This window comes from Actibacterium mucosum KCTC 23349 (genome assembly GCF_000647975.1).
In the GTDB taxonomy this organism is placed as follows: domain Bacteria; phylum Pseudomonadota; class Alphaproteobacteria; order Rhodobacterales; family Rhodobacteraceae; genus Actibacterium; species Actibacterium mucosum.
Genome location: NZ_JFKE01000007.1, coordinates 123,184 through 138,273 on the forward strand (window position 1 = coordinate 123,184; position 15,090 = coordinate 138,273).

The 15,090-nt window shown below is 59.9% G+C and carries 15 protein-coding genes; 4 read left to right on the forward strand and 11 right to left on the reverse strand.

Going from position 1 to position 15,090, the window contains the following annotated elements; all coding sequences use genetic code 11:
* Positions 1-5: 5 nt before the first annotated feature.
* From ACMU_RS15710 to ACMU_RS15725, 4 genes are all read right to left on the reverse strand, one after another.
* Positions 6-1,760, reverse strand: coding sequence for an acetolactate synthase 3 large subunit (locus tag ACMU_RS15710; protein WP_035261374.1), 1,755 nt, complete (start codon positions 1,758-1,760; stop codon positions 6-8).
* A 379-nt stretch (positions 1,761-2,139) separates the two neighbouring features.
* The gene (locus ACMU_RS18910) at positions 2,140-3,666 is read right to left on the reverse strand and encodes an SGNH/GDSL hydrolase family protein (protein WP_161635693.1); all 1,527 of its coding nucleotides are present in this window, start codon (positions 3,664-3,666) and stop codon (positions 2,140-2,142) included.
* A gap of 264 nt (positions 3,667-3,930) precedes the next feature.
* Positions 3,931-4,278, reverse strand: coding sequence for an antibiotic biosynthesis monooxygenase family protein (locus ACMU_RS15720; protein WP_035261377.1), 348 nt, complete (start codon positions 4,276-4,278; stop codon positions 3,931-3,933).
* A complete protein-coding gene (locus ACMU_RS15725; protein ID WP_035261379.1) occupies positions 4,275-4,592 on the reverse strand; it encodes an NIPSNAP family protein in 318 nt (105 codons plus the stop codon). Before ACMU_RS15725 ends, ACMU_RS15720 begins: the two co-directional genes overlap by 4 nt.
* 53 nt (positions 4,593-4,645) lie before the next feature.
* Here ACMU_RS15725 and ACMU_RS15730 point away from each other — a divergent pair, with 53 nt between their 5' ends.
* Positions 4,646-5,386 carry an ArsR/SmtB family transcription factor gene (locus tag ACMU_RS15730; RefSeq protein ID WP_328286662.1) on the forward strand — a complete coding sequence of 247 codons (741 nt, stop codon included), beginning with the start codon at positions 4,646-4,648 and terminating at the stop codon, positions 5,384-5,386.
* Here the strand turns inward: ACMU_RS15730 and ACMU_RS15735 are convergent.
* Both ACMU_RS15735 and ACMU_RS15740 read right to left on the reverse strand, forming a co-directional pair.
* Positions 5,383-6,027: a response regulator gene (locus tag ACMU_RS15735; protein ID WP_035261381.1), complete on the reverse strand. Its 645-nt coding sequence runs from the start codon at positions 6,025-6,027 to the stop codon at positions 5,383-5,385. The two genes, ACMU_RS15730 and ACMU_RS15735, sit on opposite strands and share 4 nt — an antisense overlap.
* The gene (locus ACMU_RS15740) at positions 6,024-7,445 is read right to left on the reverse strand and encodes a cache domain-containing protein (RefSeq protein WP_035261383.1); all 1,422 of its coding nucleotides are present in this window, start codon (positions 7,443-7,445) and stop codon (positions 6,024-6,026) included. Before ACMU_RS15740 ends, ACMU_RS15735 begins: the two co-directional genes overlap by 4 nt.
* Before the next feature lie 251 nt (positions 7,446-7,696).
* Here ACMU_RS15740 and ACMU_RS15745 point away from each other — a divergent pair, with 251 nt between their 5' ends.
* The 3 genes from ACMU_RS15745 (at position 7,697) to ACMU_RS15755 (ending at position 12,183) form a co-directional block, all read left to right on the forward strand.
* Complete coding sequence (locus ACMU_RS15745; RefSeq protein ID WP_035261385.1) at positions 7,697-8,779, forward strand: TRAP transporter substrate-binding protein; 1,083 nt, start codon at positions 7,697-7,699, stop codon at positions 8,777-8,779.
* A gap of 105 nt (positions 8,780-8,884) precedes the next feature.
* On the forward strand, positions 8,885-9,811 hold the full coding sequence (locus tag ACMU_RS15750; protein ID WP_035261387.1) for a TRAP transporter small permease subunit: 927 nt from the start codon (positions 8,885-8,887) through the stop codon (positions 9,809-9,811).
* 17 nt (positions 9,812-9,828) lie between these two features.
* On the forward strand, positions 9,829-12,183 hold the full coding sequence (locus ACMU_RS15755) for a TRAP transporter large permease (RefSeq protein WP_035261389.1): 2,355 nt from the start codon (positions 9,829-9,831) through the stop codon (positions 12,181-12,183).
* Between the two features lie 89 nt (positions 12,184-12,272).
* On the opposite strand, the gene ACMU_RS15760 is transcribed toward ACMU_RS15755, so the two are convergent.
* The 5 genes from ACMU_RS15760 to ACMU_RS15780 all read right to left on the reverse strand — a co-directional run bounded on the left by ACMU_RS15760 (position 12,273) and on the right by ACMU_RS15780 (position 15,056).
* A complete protein-coding gene (locus ACMU_RS15760) occupies positions 12,273-12,662 on the reverse strand; it encodes a VOC family protein (protein WP_035261390.1) in 390 nt (129 codons plus the stop codon).
* 3 nt (positions 12,663-12,665) lie between these two features.
* Positions 12,666-13,499 (reverse strand): arginyltransferase, encoded by an 834-nt coding sequence (locus ACMU_RS15765; protein ID WP_035261392.1) that lies wholly within the window; start codon positions 13,497-13,499, stop codon positions 12,666-12,668.
* Positions 13,500-13,565: 66 nt separating this feature from the next.
* Positions 13,566-14,009, reverse strand: a complete 444-nt coding sequence (locus ACMU_RS15770) for an RDD family protein (protein WP_035261395.1) — start codon at positions 14,007-14,009, stop codon at positions 13,566-13,568.
* 71 nt (positions 14,010-14,080) lie between these two features.
* Positions 14,081-14,479 (reverse strand): DUF2852 domain-containing protein, encoded by a 399-nt coding sequence (locus ACMU_RS15775; RefSeq protein WP_035261397.1) that lies wholly within the window; start codon positions 14,477-14,479, stop codon positions 14,081-14,083.
* 97 nt (positions 14,480-14,576) lie between these two features.
* On the reverse strand, positions 14,577-15,056 hold the full coding sequence (locus tag ACMU_RS15780) for a YbaK/EbsC family protein (RefSeq protein WP_035261398.1): 480 nt from the start codon (positions 15,054-15,056) through the stop codon (positions 14,577-14,579).
* Positions 15,057-15,090: the final 34 nt, after the last annotated feature.

Below are 15,090 nucleotides of genomic sequence, written 5' to 3' on the forward strand. Positions count from 1 at the left end.
CTTTCTTAAACCAAAACCGCGCCCGAGGACCCGATGGCGTCTTGCGTGCTGGCGTCGCCCAGCAGCATTTCGTTATGCGGTGCGCCCGAGGGGATCATGGGGAAGCAGTTTTCGTGCTTTTCCACCAGGCAATCAAAGATCACCGGGCCGTCATAGTTGATCATCTCCATGATCGCGTCGTCCAGATCGGCAGGGTTGTCGCAATAGATGCCCTTGGCGCCAAAGGCCTCGGCCAGTTTGACGAAATCGGGCAGGGCCTCGGACCACGAATGGCTGTAGCGCTCGCCATGCAGCAGTTCCTGCCACTGGCGCACCATGCCCAGGCGTTCATTGTTCAGGATGAACTGTTTCACCGGCAGGCGGAACTGGATCGCGGTGCCCATTTCCTGCATGTTCATCAGCCAGCTGGCCTCGCCCGCGATGTTGATCACAAGGCTTTCGGGATGCGCCAGCTGCACGCCGATCGAGGCCGGGAAGCCATAGCCCATGGTGCCCAGACCGCCCGAGGTCATCCAGCGGTTGGGGTCTTCGAAGCCCAGATACTGCGCCGCCCACATCTGATGCTGGCCCACCTCGGTGGTGATGTAACGGTCATGGCCTTTGGTCAGCGCCTCAAGCCGTTCCAGCGCGTATTGAGGTTTGATGATCTTGTCGGAATTGGTGTAGCCGAGGCATTTGACGCCACGCCACTCGTTGATCTGCGCCCACCATTTGGCCAAACCTTCCTTGTTCACCTTGCGCCCGCGCGATTTCCAGACGCGCAGCACGTCTTCCAGCACATGCGCAATGTCGCCGATGATCGGCATATCCACATGGATCACCTTGTTGATCGATGAGGGGTCGATATCCACATGCGCCTTGGTGGAGTTCGGGCTGAAATCGGCGGTGCGCCCGGTGATGCGGTCGTCGAACCGCGCGCCCAGATTGATCATCAGGTCGCAGCCATGCATGGCCAGGTTGGCCTCGTACAGGCCATGCATGCCCAGCATGCCCAGCCATTTGTCTCCCGACGCAGGATAGCAGCCCAGTCCCATCAGGGTGGAGGTGATTGGGAAGCCCGTGGCTTCGACCAGTTCACGCAGCAATTGGGTGGCCATGTCGCCCGAGTTGATCACGCCGCCGCCGGTATAGAACACGGGGCGCTCGGCGGTTTCCATCGCCTCGACCAACTGCGTGATCGTGTCAATGTCGCCTTTGACGCGGGGCTGATAGTGGCGCGTGTCGGCCTCGTGCGCCTCGGTATAGCTGCCGGATGCGAATTGCACGTCTTTGGGAATATCAACCAGAACCGGGCCGGGGCGGCCGGACCGGGCCACGTGGAACGCCTCGTGGATCACACCCGACAGCCGGTCGGTGTCTTTGACCAGCCAGTTATGCTTGGTGCAGGGGCGCGTGATGCCCACGGTATCGGCCTCTTGAAAGCCATCGGTGCCAATCATGAAGGTGGGCACCTGGCCGGTCAGCACCACCAGAGGGATCGAATCCAGCAACGCATCGGTCAGGCCGGTCACCGCGTTAGTGGCGCCGGGCCCCGAGGTTACAAGAACAACGCCCACCTTGCCGGTCGACCGCGCATAGCCCTCGGCGGCATGCACCGCGGCCTGTTCGTGGCGCACCAGGATGTGGCGGATGTCGTTTTGCTGAAAGATTTCGTCATAGATCGGCAGGACGGCACCGCCGGGGTAGCCAAAGACCACCTCGACCCCCTGATCCTTCAGGGCCTGAACCACCATCTTCGCGCCGGTTATCGACTTGGTCATCTCTCTCTTGCGTCCTTCACGTGTTTTCCGCGTCTGCCTTGCGATACAAAAAAGCCCCCGGAGATTTCCGAGGGCGCATGGGGTACCAATATGGTGTCCGGTTACCGGCCCATGCGCCAAAATCCCACGACGACTAGAATCTGTGTCATTACTTCGCTTCCTTCGTATCGCGGGCGACATTATGTGCCTGCAATCGGGGCGTCAACAGGGAAAGCTGTGAATAATCTGTCGCCGGGTGGTATTTTTCTTTGCGAAAGTTGCCGATTTGCCCGGATTTGGTGAAACGAAAGTCAAATTGGACCCAGCGATGGGGCCTGGGCAAACAAAAAGGCCCGCAACCCCTGCAAGGGTCGCGGGCCTGTTTTTGGTTGGCAGGGGCTTAGATCATGCCCCAAAGGTCTGCCTCGTGGATCAGGGCGTCGCTGGTGATACCGGCCAGATCGGCGCGGCTGTCCAGCAGGATGATCTCTTCGATGCTGGTCAGGTCCAGCCCCAGCGAGCTTGCCAGCGCCGCCAGGTCACCATTGCCATTCACGTCGTATTCCAGGCGTGTATTGCCATCCAGCACGAGGTACAGCGTATCGTGACCGGCGCCGCCATCGATGGTGTTCACGCCCGAGTTGTCGCCGCCGATCAGCGTGCCCTGGGTAAACAGGAACTGGTCGTCGCCGCCATCGCCGAACATCTGGTTGTTGCCCAGACCGCCGATCAGCACGTCCTGACCTTCGCCGCCGCGCAGGATATCGTCGCCATCGGCACCCGCAAGAACGTCGGCATCTGCGCCGCCTTCCAGCTCGTCATCGCCGGCGCCACCATTGATCAGATCGCGACCCGCACCGCCGTTGGCAGTGTCGTTGCCCAGACCGCCAAGCGCCACGTCGTCGCCATCATTGAGGATGATGTTGTCGTGGCCTTCCTTGGCGAGAACAAGGTCATCTTCATCCGTGCCGATGATGTTGCTGTTGGCGTCGTCGTCGATGGTGACATGCGCGGTCAGCGCCTTCGCCTCGAACGCGCCTACAACACCATGATAGGCTGTGGTGCCATGCGTGGCGTCGTAATAGGCCACCTGGTCGTCATCGAACCCTTCGATGTTCTGTGACAGGGCCTCGCCGGTATTGTCATGCACCGTGTACAGGTCCAGCGGCGCGATGAACCCGAAGGCCGAGGCGTCGTCATAGATCTCTTCCATGATGGCGTGGATATCCACCACAACCACGTTATGGCCAGCGGCCGTAAGGTCGGCGGCAATGGTTTCCAGCTCGGTGTTGTGTTTCTTGACGATCCAGTCGAACAGGCTTTTCTGACCTTCCGTCATGCCGTCACCACGCGGCATGAACTTGGGATTGGTCATCGAGTTCAGGACAATGGTGCCCACGCCGGCGTCGGCAAGGGCCTGCGCACTGGTGCGGAGCTCGTCTGTGACAAGCTTCATCACGATGAACATTTCCAAAACCGGATTTTCCGTCGACACGTTCTGGTAACGTGCGTAGTCCAGCACGCCGATGTCCAGAACCGTCATGGTGTCAGACAGGTCCACGCCGTCATTATCCGACAGGAAACGGCCCACCTGCGCGCCGAGGTTGATGTCATAGTTCAGCAGATCGATATTCGCATTCCACTTCAGCGAATCGACCACGTTGCTTTCGATCAGGAACCACAGCAAAGGGTATTTCCCATAGGCACGTGCACCCGACACAGCATAGTTGTCGAAGCTGGTGATGCCCCACAAGTCCAGGCTGTATTCGATAGACACATCGCCATTCGTATGGGATTGCTGATAGCCCAAATCGTCAGCCGGGATCGGAACCCACAGAAGCTGTCCGGTCAGGTCGTAAAGGTTACCTGTATCCGTGTTTGATGCGCCGAACGCGGCGACCCGCGATACATTCGTCAAGTCGATCATTGTCGTCTTCTCCATTTCTCATCCGACAATCACGACCCGCGTTTGGCACGCGTTGTTAAAGTGCGTCTGGCGGGGCCAGGTCGCACCGGACTGCGCGAAATTGCGGAAACAATGCCTTAGGAATTGGTACGACATTGTGACCGACCTGCGACGAACCTGCGACGAGATTGGGCAATTTGAGCAAACCGCAGGCGGTAACCTGCCACATTGCATCCTTAAGTTGCGCGCAATTGTAATCAATCGGACAAACAGGAGAGCGGGCGATCAGATATCGTGCACATCCCGGCTGTCTTCCGGCACATCACCTCGAATCGCGTGGCCGTAATCGCGCAGCACCTGCGCCACGCGCAGACGATATCCCGCCAGAACACCGCCGCGGGCGGCCGATTGTGCGGCGCGGTGTTCGGCCGTGTTGCGCCATGCGATCACGGCCTCTTCGCTTTCCCAAAAGGACAGCGACAGCAGTTTTTCCGGGGTTGTCAGGCTTTGAAAACGCTCGACAGAGATAAAGCCGGGGACCTTTTCAAGCAGTGGCTTCAGATCGGCGGCATGGCCAAGATAGGCGTCTTTCTGGCCTTCGCCGGGGGTGAGTTCGAAGATGACGGTGATCATGGTTCCTGTGTTCCGGAGATGCGTTTCAGAAAGATGCGGTCCTCGCGCTGAATGAACCGTTCTTTGCGGGCGAATGCAAAGTTTTCCTTGCCCAGCGGATCGTTGGCAAGCCGGGCGCGGTACGCCTCGTATTCCGCCAGCGAAGGGATGTTGTAGAGGCCATAGGCGGTGGTGGCCGAGCCTTCGTGCGGGCCGAAATAGCCGATAAGGTCTGCCCCGTTGCGCGGGATGCAGGCGTTCCAGTTTCGGGCGTATTCGGCGAAGGCCTCGGGTCTGGCGGGGTCGATCTGGTAGCGGATGAAGCATGTAATCATGGAAGATCTCCTTTCATCGCCGTTGTAACGCGGTCGTCGCCGGGGATGTTTCGGTGGCGACCAAAGTGTTTGTGTTTGACGGGCGTGAAGGCAAGGCGCAGGCTGACGCCATGAAAGAAGGACCGGATATTTCGCGCCTCAGTGCGCTGATCGGCGACCCGGCGCGGGCCAATATGCTGAGCGCGTTGATGGCGGGCAAGGCGTTGACGGCGGGCGAGCTGGCGTATGAGGCCGGGGTCAGCGCGGCCACCGCCTCGGGCCATTTGCGGCAGATGGCCGAGGCCGGGTTGATCGAAGGTGTCAGCCAGGGGCGGCATCGCTATTTCCGGCTGGCCGATGAGCATGTGCAGCGCGCGTTGGAGGCGTTGATGAGCCTGGCGGCCCAAAAGGGTCATCTGCGCAGCCGCACCGGCCCGCGCGATCCGGCGCTGCGGGCGGCGCGGGTGTGTTATGACCACCTGGCCGGCGCGCAGGCGGTGGAGATTTACGAGGTTCTGACCGCGCGCGGGTTGTTTGCGGCGTCGTCGCAGGGCATTGCGCTCAGCACGCCCGGACGGGCGTTTTTCGCGCAGGCGGGGTTCGATGTGGCAGCGATGGAAAGGGCCCGCCGGCCCACCTGCCGGGCCTGTCTGGACTGGTCCGAGCGCCGGTACCACCTGGCCGGCAGCCTGGGTGCGGCGCTGTTGCAGCGGGTACTGGACGAGGGCTGGGCCATCCGCGCGCCCGACAGCCGGGTGGTCACGTTCCGCGAGGGCGGGCAGGGGGCGTTGGCGGCGTTATTGCAGCTGGGCTAGACGTCGGCGCCTGTACCTTGCAGCACCCCGTGTTCCAGCGCATAGCGCGTCAGCCCGGCGGTGGAGGATATGCCCAGCTTGCGCTTGATGTTCTTGCGGTGGGTTTCAACCGTGCGCACCGAAATATCCAGCGCCAGCGCCACCTCTTTGTTCGACAGCCCCTGCGCCAGCTGCAACAGAATCGTCTGTTCGCGGTTGGTCAGCGGCTCGCGCCCATCGGCGGTGCGCGGAGCCAGCGCCGCGGTGGCGCCTGTGCACAGGTATTGGCGGCCGGCCATCACCTCGTCGATGGCCAGTTTGATCTCTTCGGTGGGGACGTCTTTCAGGACATAGCCCAAGGCGCCGTAGTTCAGCGCAGTGCCGATATATTCGGAGCTGTCATGCATCGACAGGATCAGGATGCGGGTGCCGGGGCGGCGTTCGAGGATGATTTCGGTCGCGGCAAGGCCGTTCACTTGTGGCATGTTCAGATCCAGCAGCACCACGTCGGGGGCCAGGTCATCGATCTGGTCAACCAGTTCCTGCCCGTTGGTCAGCGTCGCGATCACCGAGATATCGTCATAAGATTCCAGCAGCGCCTGAATCCCCTCGGCAACCATCGGGTGGTCGTCCACCACGATCACGCGCACCTTTTCCGTCATCCCGTTCCCCCCTTCGTCGTTTTCTGCATCGGCGGCAACATGTGGCTGAGAGGCATTTGCGCCTCGATCACCGTACCGCCACCACCGCGCGTGCTGAGCACGCGTAGCGTCCCGTTCAACTGTTCCGCACGCTCCTGCATGTTGCGCAGGCCCAGGCCGGAATTTGTCCGGTCGTTGCGCCAGTCGATCCCCTTGCCATTATCCGTGATCCGCAGCGTCGCGCCACCCCGGTGGCCAAAAACCTTGATGTCCACCTTGGTTGCGCCGGCGTGGCGTTCGATATTGGTCAGGGCTTCTTGTGCAATCCGGTAAAGCGCGATCTTGGCGTCTTTGTCCAGTCGGTTCGAGAACACAACTGTTTCCAATTGCGTGTCGATGCCCGTGCGTTGGCCAAAATCATGTGCCAAAGTCTTCAATGCAGGCGCAAGGCCCAGATCGTCCAGAACGCCGGGGCGCAGGTCGCGGCTGATGCGTCGAACCTCCTGGATGGCACCGTTCAGGGTGCCAACACCCTTGTCCACGCTTTCCGAGGCACGATCATCCCCGGCATTGAGCCGACGCTGGGCCAGTTCCAGCGCATAGCGGACGCTGACAAGGATCTGGCTGATACTGTCATGCAATTCGCGGGCGACGCGGCTGCGTTCCTCTTCCTGGGTGTCGAACACGCGCTGGGTCAGGCGTTTCAGCTTGGCATCGGCCAGCCGGCGTTCGCGGATGTTGATGAACATGCCGGACATGAAGACCATCAATAGCGCCCCCATGGTGATCCCGCCGATATAAAGGAAGGTGCGCTGCACGCGCGCCTCCACCTCGGCCTCGGCGGCGGCAACGGTTTCCAGCACGTCGTCGATAAAGATGCCAGTTCCCACGGCCCATCGCCAATCCTGCAGGCCGATTACATAGGCGACCATGCGCGCGGTTTCGGTTGTCGATGGTTTGATCCAGTCGAACGAATGATAGCCACTGCCGGTCCGGGCGATGCGGATCAGTTCGTCGGTGACCGGCACGCCGTTCAGGTCGTTCAGACCGGTCCAGTTCTTGCCGATCAGATAGGTCTGGCGCGGGCTGACAAGGTTGTTGCCGTCATAGTCGAAGACAAAGAAATACCCGTCTTGCCCGTAGAGCATCGACGACAGGATTTGCGTGACCTCCAGCTTGGCGGCCTCGTCGTCGGGGGCGGCGCGTCCATAGATGTTCACAAAGGCTGTTCGGGCGAGTGACAAATAGTTCTGCAGCTCGGCCCGCTTGGCCTCGATCAGTTGGTTTTCAAGGGTCCGGATCTCGCGCTCGGCCAATTGGCGCGACTGGTGTGCAACCAGAACGGAAATAGCCGCCGCCGCCAGGATCAGCGGCAGCGTGGCCAGCACAAACAGCTTTTGCCCATAGGTCAGGCGGAAATTGGATAAAGCACGCCACATCCTCGAATCGATACGGTGTTTTGGCGGCCATTGGTAGATTCGATTTGCCAATTATATGCCGCTGTTGGCGCCAACTACGTAGAAATACGGATGAAAATTGTCGCAATTTTTTGACGCTAAATCCGTTTCTACGCGGTAGTGGGTATTCCCCTTTACGCATGGGCCTCGCTAGGCTGGCGCCACTGCAAACGATCCGCCCGGGCGTGGCATACACGCTATGCGGGCATCTTGATTCTGGGAGGAATAAAATAATGGATCGTCGTTCTTTTCTAAAAACTTCTGCACTGGGCGGTTCGGCCGCTGCTGCAACCACTCTGGCTGCGCCGGCCTATGCCCAAGGCAAGCGCACCCTGACCATGGTTACCTCGTGGGGGCGTGGTCTGGCTGGTGTGTTTGACGCTGCACAAAAAAGTGCCGACAACATCAACGCCATCACCGACGGTTCGCTGACCGTTGAAGTGAAAGCCGCAGGCGAGCTGGTGGGTGCATTCGAGGTGTTTGACGCTGTGACCGCTGGTCAGGCCGACATGTACCACGCTGCTGACTACTACTTCATCAACCAGCATCCGGGCTTTGCCTTCTTCGCCGGTGTGCCTTTCGGCATGACCGCGACCGAGCTGAACAACTGGTACTACCACGGCAATGGTATGGCCCTGCACGACGAGCTGGGCGAGATCTTTGGCCTGAAATCGTTCCTGGCTGGTAACACCGGTACGCAGGCTGGTGGCTGGTTCCGCAAGGAAATCACTGGCCCCGAAGATTTCAACGGCCTGAAGTTCCGCATGCCCGGCCTGGGCGGCCGCGTGATCGGCAACATGGGTGCTTCGGTACAGAACCTGCCGGGCGCAGAAGTGTACCAGGCGCTGGCATCGGGCGCCATCGACGGCACCGAGTGGATCGGCCCGTGGGCGGACGAAAAGGCTGGTTTCCAGGAAATCACCAAGTTCTACTACACTGCTGGTATGCACGAGCCGGCTGCTGGTCTGACCCTGGCCACCAACCGCGAAGTGTTCGAAAGCCTGACCCCGTCGCAGCAAGCTGCGATCGAGATCTCGGCCGGTCACGCCAACGTTTGGAACCTGAGCCAGTACCTGAACAACAACGGTGCGGCGCTGGAGCGTCTGAAAGCGGGTGGCGTGAAGGTTCTGGAATTCCCCGACAGCGTTTGGGATGCCATGGCCGACGCGTCGAAAGCGGTTTACGAGGAGTTCCTGGGCGACGAGCTGTTCGCCAAGATCTACGCCGATTACCAGGCTTCGATGAAGTCGTCGTCGGGCTGGTTGACCCAGTCGATCGGCGCTTATCGCGCACAGCGCGACCGCGTTCTGGGCTAAGCCACGCGGGCTTGGATCATCAGACCCCCCGGCCAGCGTTCGGGGGGTCTTTTCCCATAATTTGGCGGGATGGGCCGCCACTCATAACAAGATGGATGTGGGGTCATGCTGGACGCAATTGTCTGGTTTTTTAAGAACATCGCACTTGCCTTTTCCAACTTTTTTTACGCGGTAACACACCCTGCGGAATGGTTGGCCTGGGTTGGTGAAATCAACGTGTCGTCGATCAGCACGGTCGAAGTGAAACAGGCGCTGATGCGCTTTATCTACTATGGCGGCTCGATCGAGTTCTTCTTTTTCGTTTTCACCGTGGTTTTGCTGGTCACAATCGCGGGTCTCATCCGGCGGCAATTCATGTGGAATTGCGTCATCGGGTTAGAGGCCGTTGCCAACTTCATTGGCCGCCTGGCTGCGTGGGCGGGCCTGTTGATGGTTCTGCAGCAGATCATGATCGTCTTCATGCAGCGGATCTTTACGGCCGCGCAAATCTCCATCGGTTTTGGATCGCCGCTGACACGTGATGTCAGCTGGTGGGCCGAGGAGTTGAAACTTTTTAACGCCATTATCGTTTGCCTCTGCGTCACCTACACCTTTGTGCAGGGCGGCCATGTGCGCGTTGATCTGGTCTATTCGGCGGTCAGCTATCGCACCAAGAAGGTGATCGACATGTTCGGCGCGCTGGTCTTCATGATGCCCGGCGCGGTTCTGACATGGATGTATGGCTGGTACTTCATGTGGCGCCACCTGGTCACGCCCAAACCGTCCGCCTCGGACAGCCTGGACAAACTGCTGACCAAATCGCGTGCTCTGCGCTGGAACGTGGAAACCATCGGCTTCTCGCCAAACGGTTTTGACGCATATTTCCTGTTCAAGATCCTGTTGGTGATCTTTGCCGCCTTGGTGTTCCTGCACTCTGTTGCTTTCTTCTATCGCTCGTTCCTGGAATTCGTCGAGGGGCCGGAAAGCGAAGGGAAGTATCTGGATCGCGACAGCCTTGGCGACGGCGAAGAAGCCTATGAAGGCACACATTGAGGTAAGGAACTAAGACAATGCTATTGGGACTTGATGGGGTCGAAATCGGCCTGCTAATCGTCTTCCTTTGCCTCTTTGGAGGCATTCTATCGGGCTTTCCCGTGGCCTTTGCCATCGGTGGTGCGGGGGTCATCTCTTTCGGGATCATCGCGGGGCTGGACAGTGCCGGATTGTTGATCCACCAGGCCATCGACACCGGGTCAGAGGCTTATGGCGCACTGATCGCCGAGGGTGTGCGGCCTGAAAAGATCAGTATCTTCCGATACCCCGACCTGCCAAGGGTCGCCGAGGCGGTGTTCCCGTCGGGTTGGGAAACGGCGCTGGACCGCAACGTGTCCTTCATCGTGAACCGGATGAACGAACGGGTGCTGGCCGGTCAGTCGATCGAAACGCTGCTGGCGGTGCTGATGTTCGTGCTGATGGGCATCACGCTGGAACGCTCGAAGATCGCCAACGACTTGCTGACCACCATGGCGCGCGTCTTTGGCCCGCTGCCGGGTGGCCTGGCCGTATCGGTTGTGGTTGTGGGCGCGTTCCTGGCGGCGTCAACCGGGATCGTGGGCGCCACCGTGGTGACGATGGGTCTGCTGAGCCTGCCGACCATGTTGCGCAACAACTACTCCAAGGAGCTGGCGACCGGTGTGATCGCTGCCTCTGGCACGTTGGGGCAGATCATCCCGCCGTCGATCGTGATCGTTCTGTTGGGTACGCTGGCCGGTGACCTGTATTCGGCCGCGCAAGAAACCCGCGCGCAAGAGGCCGGGTGTTCCGACGCGTTGACCTATCTGGGTGAGCCGGCGGTGGTGTCGGTGGGCACGCTCTTTCAGGCGGCGTTGCTGCCGGGGATCATGCTGGCGCTGCTTTATGGCCTCTATGCCTTTGGCTATGCGATGTTCAACCCGTCCAAGGCACCCGCGGTGCAAATGGACGGCAGCGGCGGCGAGGTCATCACCCGTAACGAGGCACTGACGTGGTTCGTGGGTATTCCGGGTGCGCTAATCATCGGGGTGATTGCCTTGTCCAGCGCCGGTGTTATCGGCAACCAGAACATCATCGTCGACAGTTTCTCGGACGCAGGTAAAACGGCTTCGCTGCGCACCTCGGTCCCTGAACAGTGCCAGATCTCGATGATCGAGCTGCACGGGCAGGAAGCCTGGGACACGGCGCTGGCCGAGCAGAAGGCGATTGACGATGCCGGTGGCGTTGCCGAAGCGCGGGAACTGAGCGCGGAAGAGCGTGAAGCCGTGTTTGCCGAGCGCGTGGCCGCGGCTGCGCCCATCGGTTCGGGTGTTGCGACGGCGTTCCTGCTGCTTGCTCTGATCATCACCACGGCACGCGGTGTGGCCCCGTCGGCCGATACCCGTCCGTTGCTGATCGGGGGCGCCGGTGTTGTATTGGCGGTCTTGGTGGACATCTTGTTCATCTCGCCCACGACAACGCCGGGTGGCGCGTTTATCCGGTTGGCAATCCCGCTGGCGATGACGCTGTATGGCTGTCGCTATGCGGCCGGGCTGTTGGGACGTAACGAGCTGTTGCGCGTTGTTTTCCCGCCGCTGGTTCTGATCGTGGCTGTGCTTGGGTCGATCCTTGGTGGGATCACCAACCCGACACCAGCCGCGGCGTTGGGTGCGGGCGGGGCGATCCTGCTGGCAGCGTTCCGTAAGTTGCAGGACGAGCAGAAATCGGGCCGGTTGATCATCATGGCGACCTTCTCGATCCTGGTTATGATCTTGATCGGGGTCAACTTCGACCTGCGGATGAACCAGGAGAATGTGCTGGCGCAGAACGTGGTGGCGTTTGTCTTTGCCAAGTCGGCCTATCTGTTCGCGATGTTCGGCATCTTCTATGCCTGCTGGGTGCTGTTCAAAGGCGCGGTTCTGAGCCCGATCGTGCGCGAGACGGCGAAGGTGACATCGATGGTGTTCACCATCCTGATCGGCTCGCAACTGCTGAACCTTGTGGTGATCTCGTTTGGCGGTGAACACTACATCCAGGACTTCCTGAAGAGCTATGACAACGAGTTCACGGCCTTTCTGATCGTGATGCTGGTGCTGTTCATCCTGGGCTTTGTGCTGGACTTCCTCGAGATCATCTACATCGTGATCCCGATTGTAGGGCCGGTGATCTATGGTGGGGATTTTGACCCGAAATGGGTGACAATCATGATCGCGGTGAACCTGCAGACGTCGTTCCTGACCCCGCCATTTGGCTTTGCGCTGTTTTATCTGCGCGGGGTGGCACCGCCCGAGGTGACCACCGGCCATATCTATCGCGGGGTCATACCTTTCGTGTTGATCCAGGTGGTGGGGCTGGCGATCCTGTGGCTGTTCCCGTCGATTGTGACGATCATGCCGAACCTCTTTGCGGGGTAGCGTAACGAGGTCGTTGTTAAAAGGTAAAGCCGCCCCTTGGGGCGGCTTTGCTGCTTTTGTGTCGCGCCTTTGGGGCGCTCCGGTGGGCGTCAGGTTGCTGTCGGTTCGATTAGGTCCCAGCCGTTGCCCCATGGGTCGCGCCAGACGGCGACCACGCCGTAGGGTTCGTGGCGCGGTTCTTCGTCGAATTGGACACCCGCAGCCCGCATCGCCGCGTGGTCACGGGCGAAATTGTCCGTATGCAGGAAGAAGCCGATGCGCCCGCCGGTTTGGTTTCCCAGCGCGGCCTGTTGTCGTTCGGATGTGGGTTCCGCCAGTACGATCCGCGTTTCGGTCGCGCCGGGCGGTGCGATCGTCACCCAGCGCTTTCCGGGTTGCGGCAGGTCCTGGAGCAGGTTGAAACCAAGCTTGCCGCAATAAAACGCGATCCCGGCATCGTAGCTGGGCACGAGGATCGTGAACGCGCCAATATGCGGCATTTGTCAGCTTTTGTCGGCCGCGGGCAGGCTGTCCGGAAGGGTCAGGTGCGCCACCTGTTCGGCGATAGGTTCGACGGACAGGGGGTGGATCTCTTCCTCGTGGGCATTGGGATCGCCCATCGGTTGCCAACGGCCGCCCTTGTAGATCTCGACCCCGGCGAAGTTGGCCTTGTAGCCCATCTTGGGGCTGCCCGGCACCCAGTAGCCGAGATAGACAAATTCCAACCCGGCCTCGCGCGCAATGTCGATATGGTCGAGAATGATGTAGGTGCCCAACGAGCGCTTGGTCAGGTCGGCGTCGTAGAACGAATAGACCATTGACAGCCCGTCATCCAACACGTCGGTCAGGCACACAGCCGCCAATTCGCGCCCCGCACCTTCGGGGCGGGCGTATTCGATGATGCGCGAACGGATCGGCGTTTCCTCGATCATCGCGGCAAACTCGAAAATATCCATGTCGGCCATTCCGCCCTCGGCATGGCGCGCTTCGAGGTATTTGCGGAACAGGGCGTATTGTTCCTCGGTCGCCCAGGGGCTGGAGGCGTTGCGGCGCATGTCTGCATTTCGGTTGATGCATTTGCGTTGTGAGCGGTTCGGCTGAAACGCTGAAACGCGGATACGGGCCGACAGGCAAGCGGTGCAGTCCGAACATGACGGGCGATACAACACGTTTTGCGACCGGCGAAAGCCCTGTTTGGACAAGGAATTGTTCAGCTTTTCCGACGTCTCGCCCTGCAATGCCGTGAACAATTTTCGCTCCATCCGCCCTTCGAGATAGGGGCAGGGTTGAGGAGCGGTCACGTAAAACTGTGGTGCAATAGGGAGCGTGTGGCGCATATAATCCGGTCGCTTAAACTGCGTTTCACTGAAACGCTAGCAAAGCGAACCGGAAAGGCCAAGGGATTACACGCGATAACGTGCAGCCTTGTTTAACGCGGTGGTGCCCAGGATCAGGTCATGCAGGCCTTGCGCACGTTCGGTGGTCAGTGTTGTTGCGATCGAGATGATCTGCAAAACAACGCTGCCAAACATCACGAAATGCAGGAATGTGTGCAAAGCAGCCTCGGGGAACGACAAACGCTGACCTTCGCGGTTGCGCAGTTCGATGGCCATCATCCGCATGCCAAATGTTGCAGAGCCGGCCGAGATTGTTGCCACGCGGTACACAAAACTTGTCACCGTCACGACCAGCGGCAGCAGGAAGAGGGCGATTCCAAAGGTCGAGACCAATACCAACAGCACCAGCGCAAGGATGATCACAAGGTCGATGATCCATGCAAAGAACCGCTTGGACGGGATATCGGCGTAAAACTCGGGTTGCAGTTGGGGGTCGGGCAGGGCGTTCATGGCAATCAATCTATCATAAAGGGAAGGCGCCCTGCAGGGGAAACAGGGCGCCTTGGGGGACGAGGTGAAGCTTAGGCTTCGATGGGCTCGTCATCTTTGCTCGAGGTTTCACGGGCTTTCTTGGCGCGTTCGTCCATGAAGGCGTCAAACTCGGACTTGTCCTTGGCTTCGCGCAAACGTTGCAGGAAGGATTCAAAGCTGTCCTGCTCTTCTTCCAGGCGGCGCAGCGTTTCGGACTTGTAGGCGTCAAAGGCAGTGTTGCCCGACGATTTGAAACCATAGTGGCGCGAGTGGGTGCGTTTGCTGCAACGGCTGAACATGCGTTTACTCCAGATCATGTAGGCCAGAAGGGCCAGTCCGACGGGCCAGAAGAAAATGAAACCAAGCACCATGGCCGCAATCCAGGCGCCTTTCCCGCGCTGGTCGAGCCAGGTTTCTGCTTGTGTGGGCCATGTGGCGACGGAACTCATTTTGTACTCCTTGGGTCAAAGTTGGATGTGAATGTCTTTCACATTACCCAAGATTGGTATTGAGGCCGCGCCGGTCAAGGGGGAATGTAAAACAAATTCACATTTTCTGACAGACGGTGAATTCAGCCAGTTCCGCACCGGTCAGGTTCAACAGGATCTGCGGGTCAATCGGAAAAATATGACGCGGAGTACCAGCGGCGGCCCAAACCACGTCGAAATTCAGCAGGCGCGGATCGAACCACGCGCGTATGGGGGACAGGTGTCCGATCGGGGACACGCCGCCAATGGCAAAACCGGTCTGGGTGCGGATCAGGGCTGCATCCGCCTTGCCCAGTTTGGTGCCCGCAATCGTACCGGCCCGGTCGCCATCCACGCGATTGCCGCCCGCTGTCAGGAAGAGGACGGCCTGGCCCGTATCCTCGGCCCCGAAAATGATCGACTTGGCAATTTGGTCCAGATGACAGCCCGCAGCCTCGGCCGCCTCGGCAGCGGTGCGGGCCTGACCCACCTCAAGCACCTCATCGGGCAAGCCGGCATCGCGCAGTGCTGTCTTCACGCGTTTCAAACTCTTGCTCATGGGGGGCACCATTGCGCAGGGTCGAATGGATCGC

Coding starts and splice junctions, on each gene's coding strand:
- ACMU_RS15710 (WP_035261374.1), bottom strand. CDS start 1,760: ATGACCAAGTCGATAACCGGCGCGAAGATGGTGGTTCAGGCCCTGAAG.
- ACMU_RS18910 (WP_161635693.1), bottom strand. CDS start 3,666: ATGATCGACTTGACGAATGTATCGCGGGTCGCCGCGTTCGGCGCATCA.
- ACMU_RS15720 (WP_035261377.1), bottom strand. CDS start 4,278: ATGATCACCGTCATCTTCGAACTCACCCCCGGCGAAGGCCAGAAAGAC.
- ACMU_RS15725 (WP_035261379.1), bottom strand. CDS start 4,592: ATGATTACATGCTTCATCCGCTACCAGATCGACCCCGCCAGACCCGAG.
- ACMU_RS15735 (WP_035261381.1), bottom strand. CDS start 6,027: ATGACGGAAAAGGTGCGCGTGATCGTGGTGGACGACCACCCGATGGTT.
- ACMU_RS15740 (WP_035261383.1), bottom strand. CDS start 7,445: ATGTGGCGTGCTTTATCCAATTTCCGCCTGACCTATGGGCAAAAGCTG.
- ACMU_RS15745 (WP_035261385.1), top strand. CDS start 7,697: ATGGATCGTCGTTCTTTTCTAAAAACTTCTGCACTGGGCGGTTCGGCC.
- ACMU_RS15750 (WP_035261387.1), top strand. CDS start 8,885: ATGCTGGACGCAATTGTCTGGTTTTTTAAGAACATCGCACTTGCCTTT.
- ACMU_RS15755 (WP_035261389.1), top strand. CDS start 9,829: ATGCTATTGGGACTTGATGGGGTCGAAATCGGCCTGCTAATCGTCTTC.
- ACMU_RS15760 (WP_035261390.1), bottom strand. CDS start 12,662: ATGCCGCATATTGGCGCGTTCACGATCCTCGTGCCCAGCTACGATGCC.
- ACMU_RS15765 (WP_035261392.1), bottom strand. CDS start 13,499: ATGCGCCACACGCTCCCTATTGCACCACAGTTTTACGTGACCGCTCCT.
- ACMU_RS15770 (WP_035261395.1), bottom strand. CDS start 14,009: ATGAACGCCCTGCCCGACCCCCAACTGCAACCCGAGTTTTACGCCGAT.
- ACMU_RS15775 (WP_035261397.1), bottom strand. CDS start 14,479: ATGAGTTCCGTCGCCACATGGCCCACACAAGCAGAAACCTGGCTCGAC.
- ACMU_RS15780 (WP_035261398.1), bottom strand. CDS start 15,056: ATGAGCAAGAGTTTGAAACGCGTGAAGACAGCACTGCGCGATGCCGGC.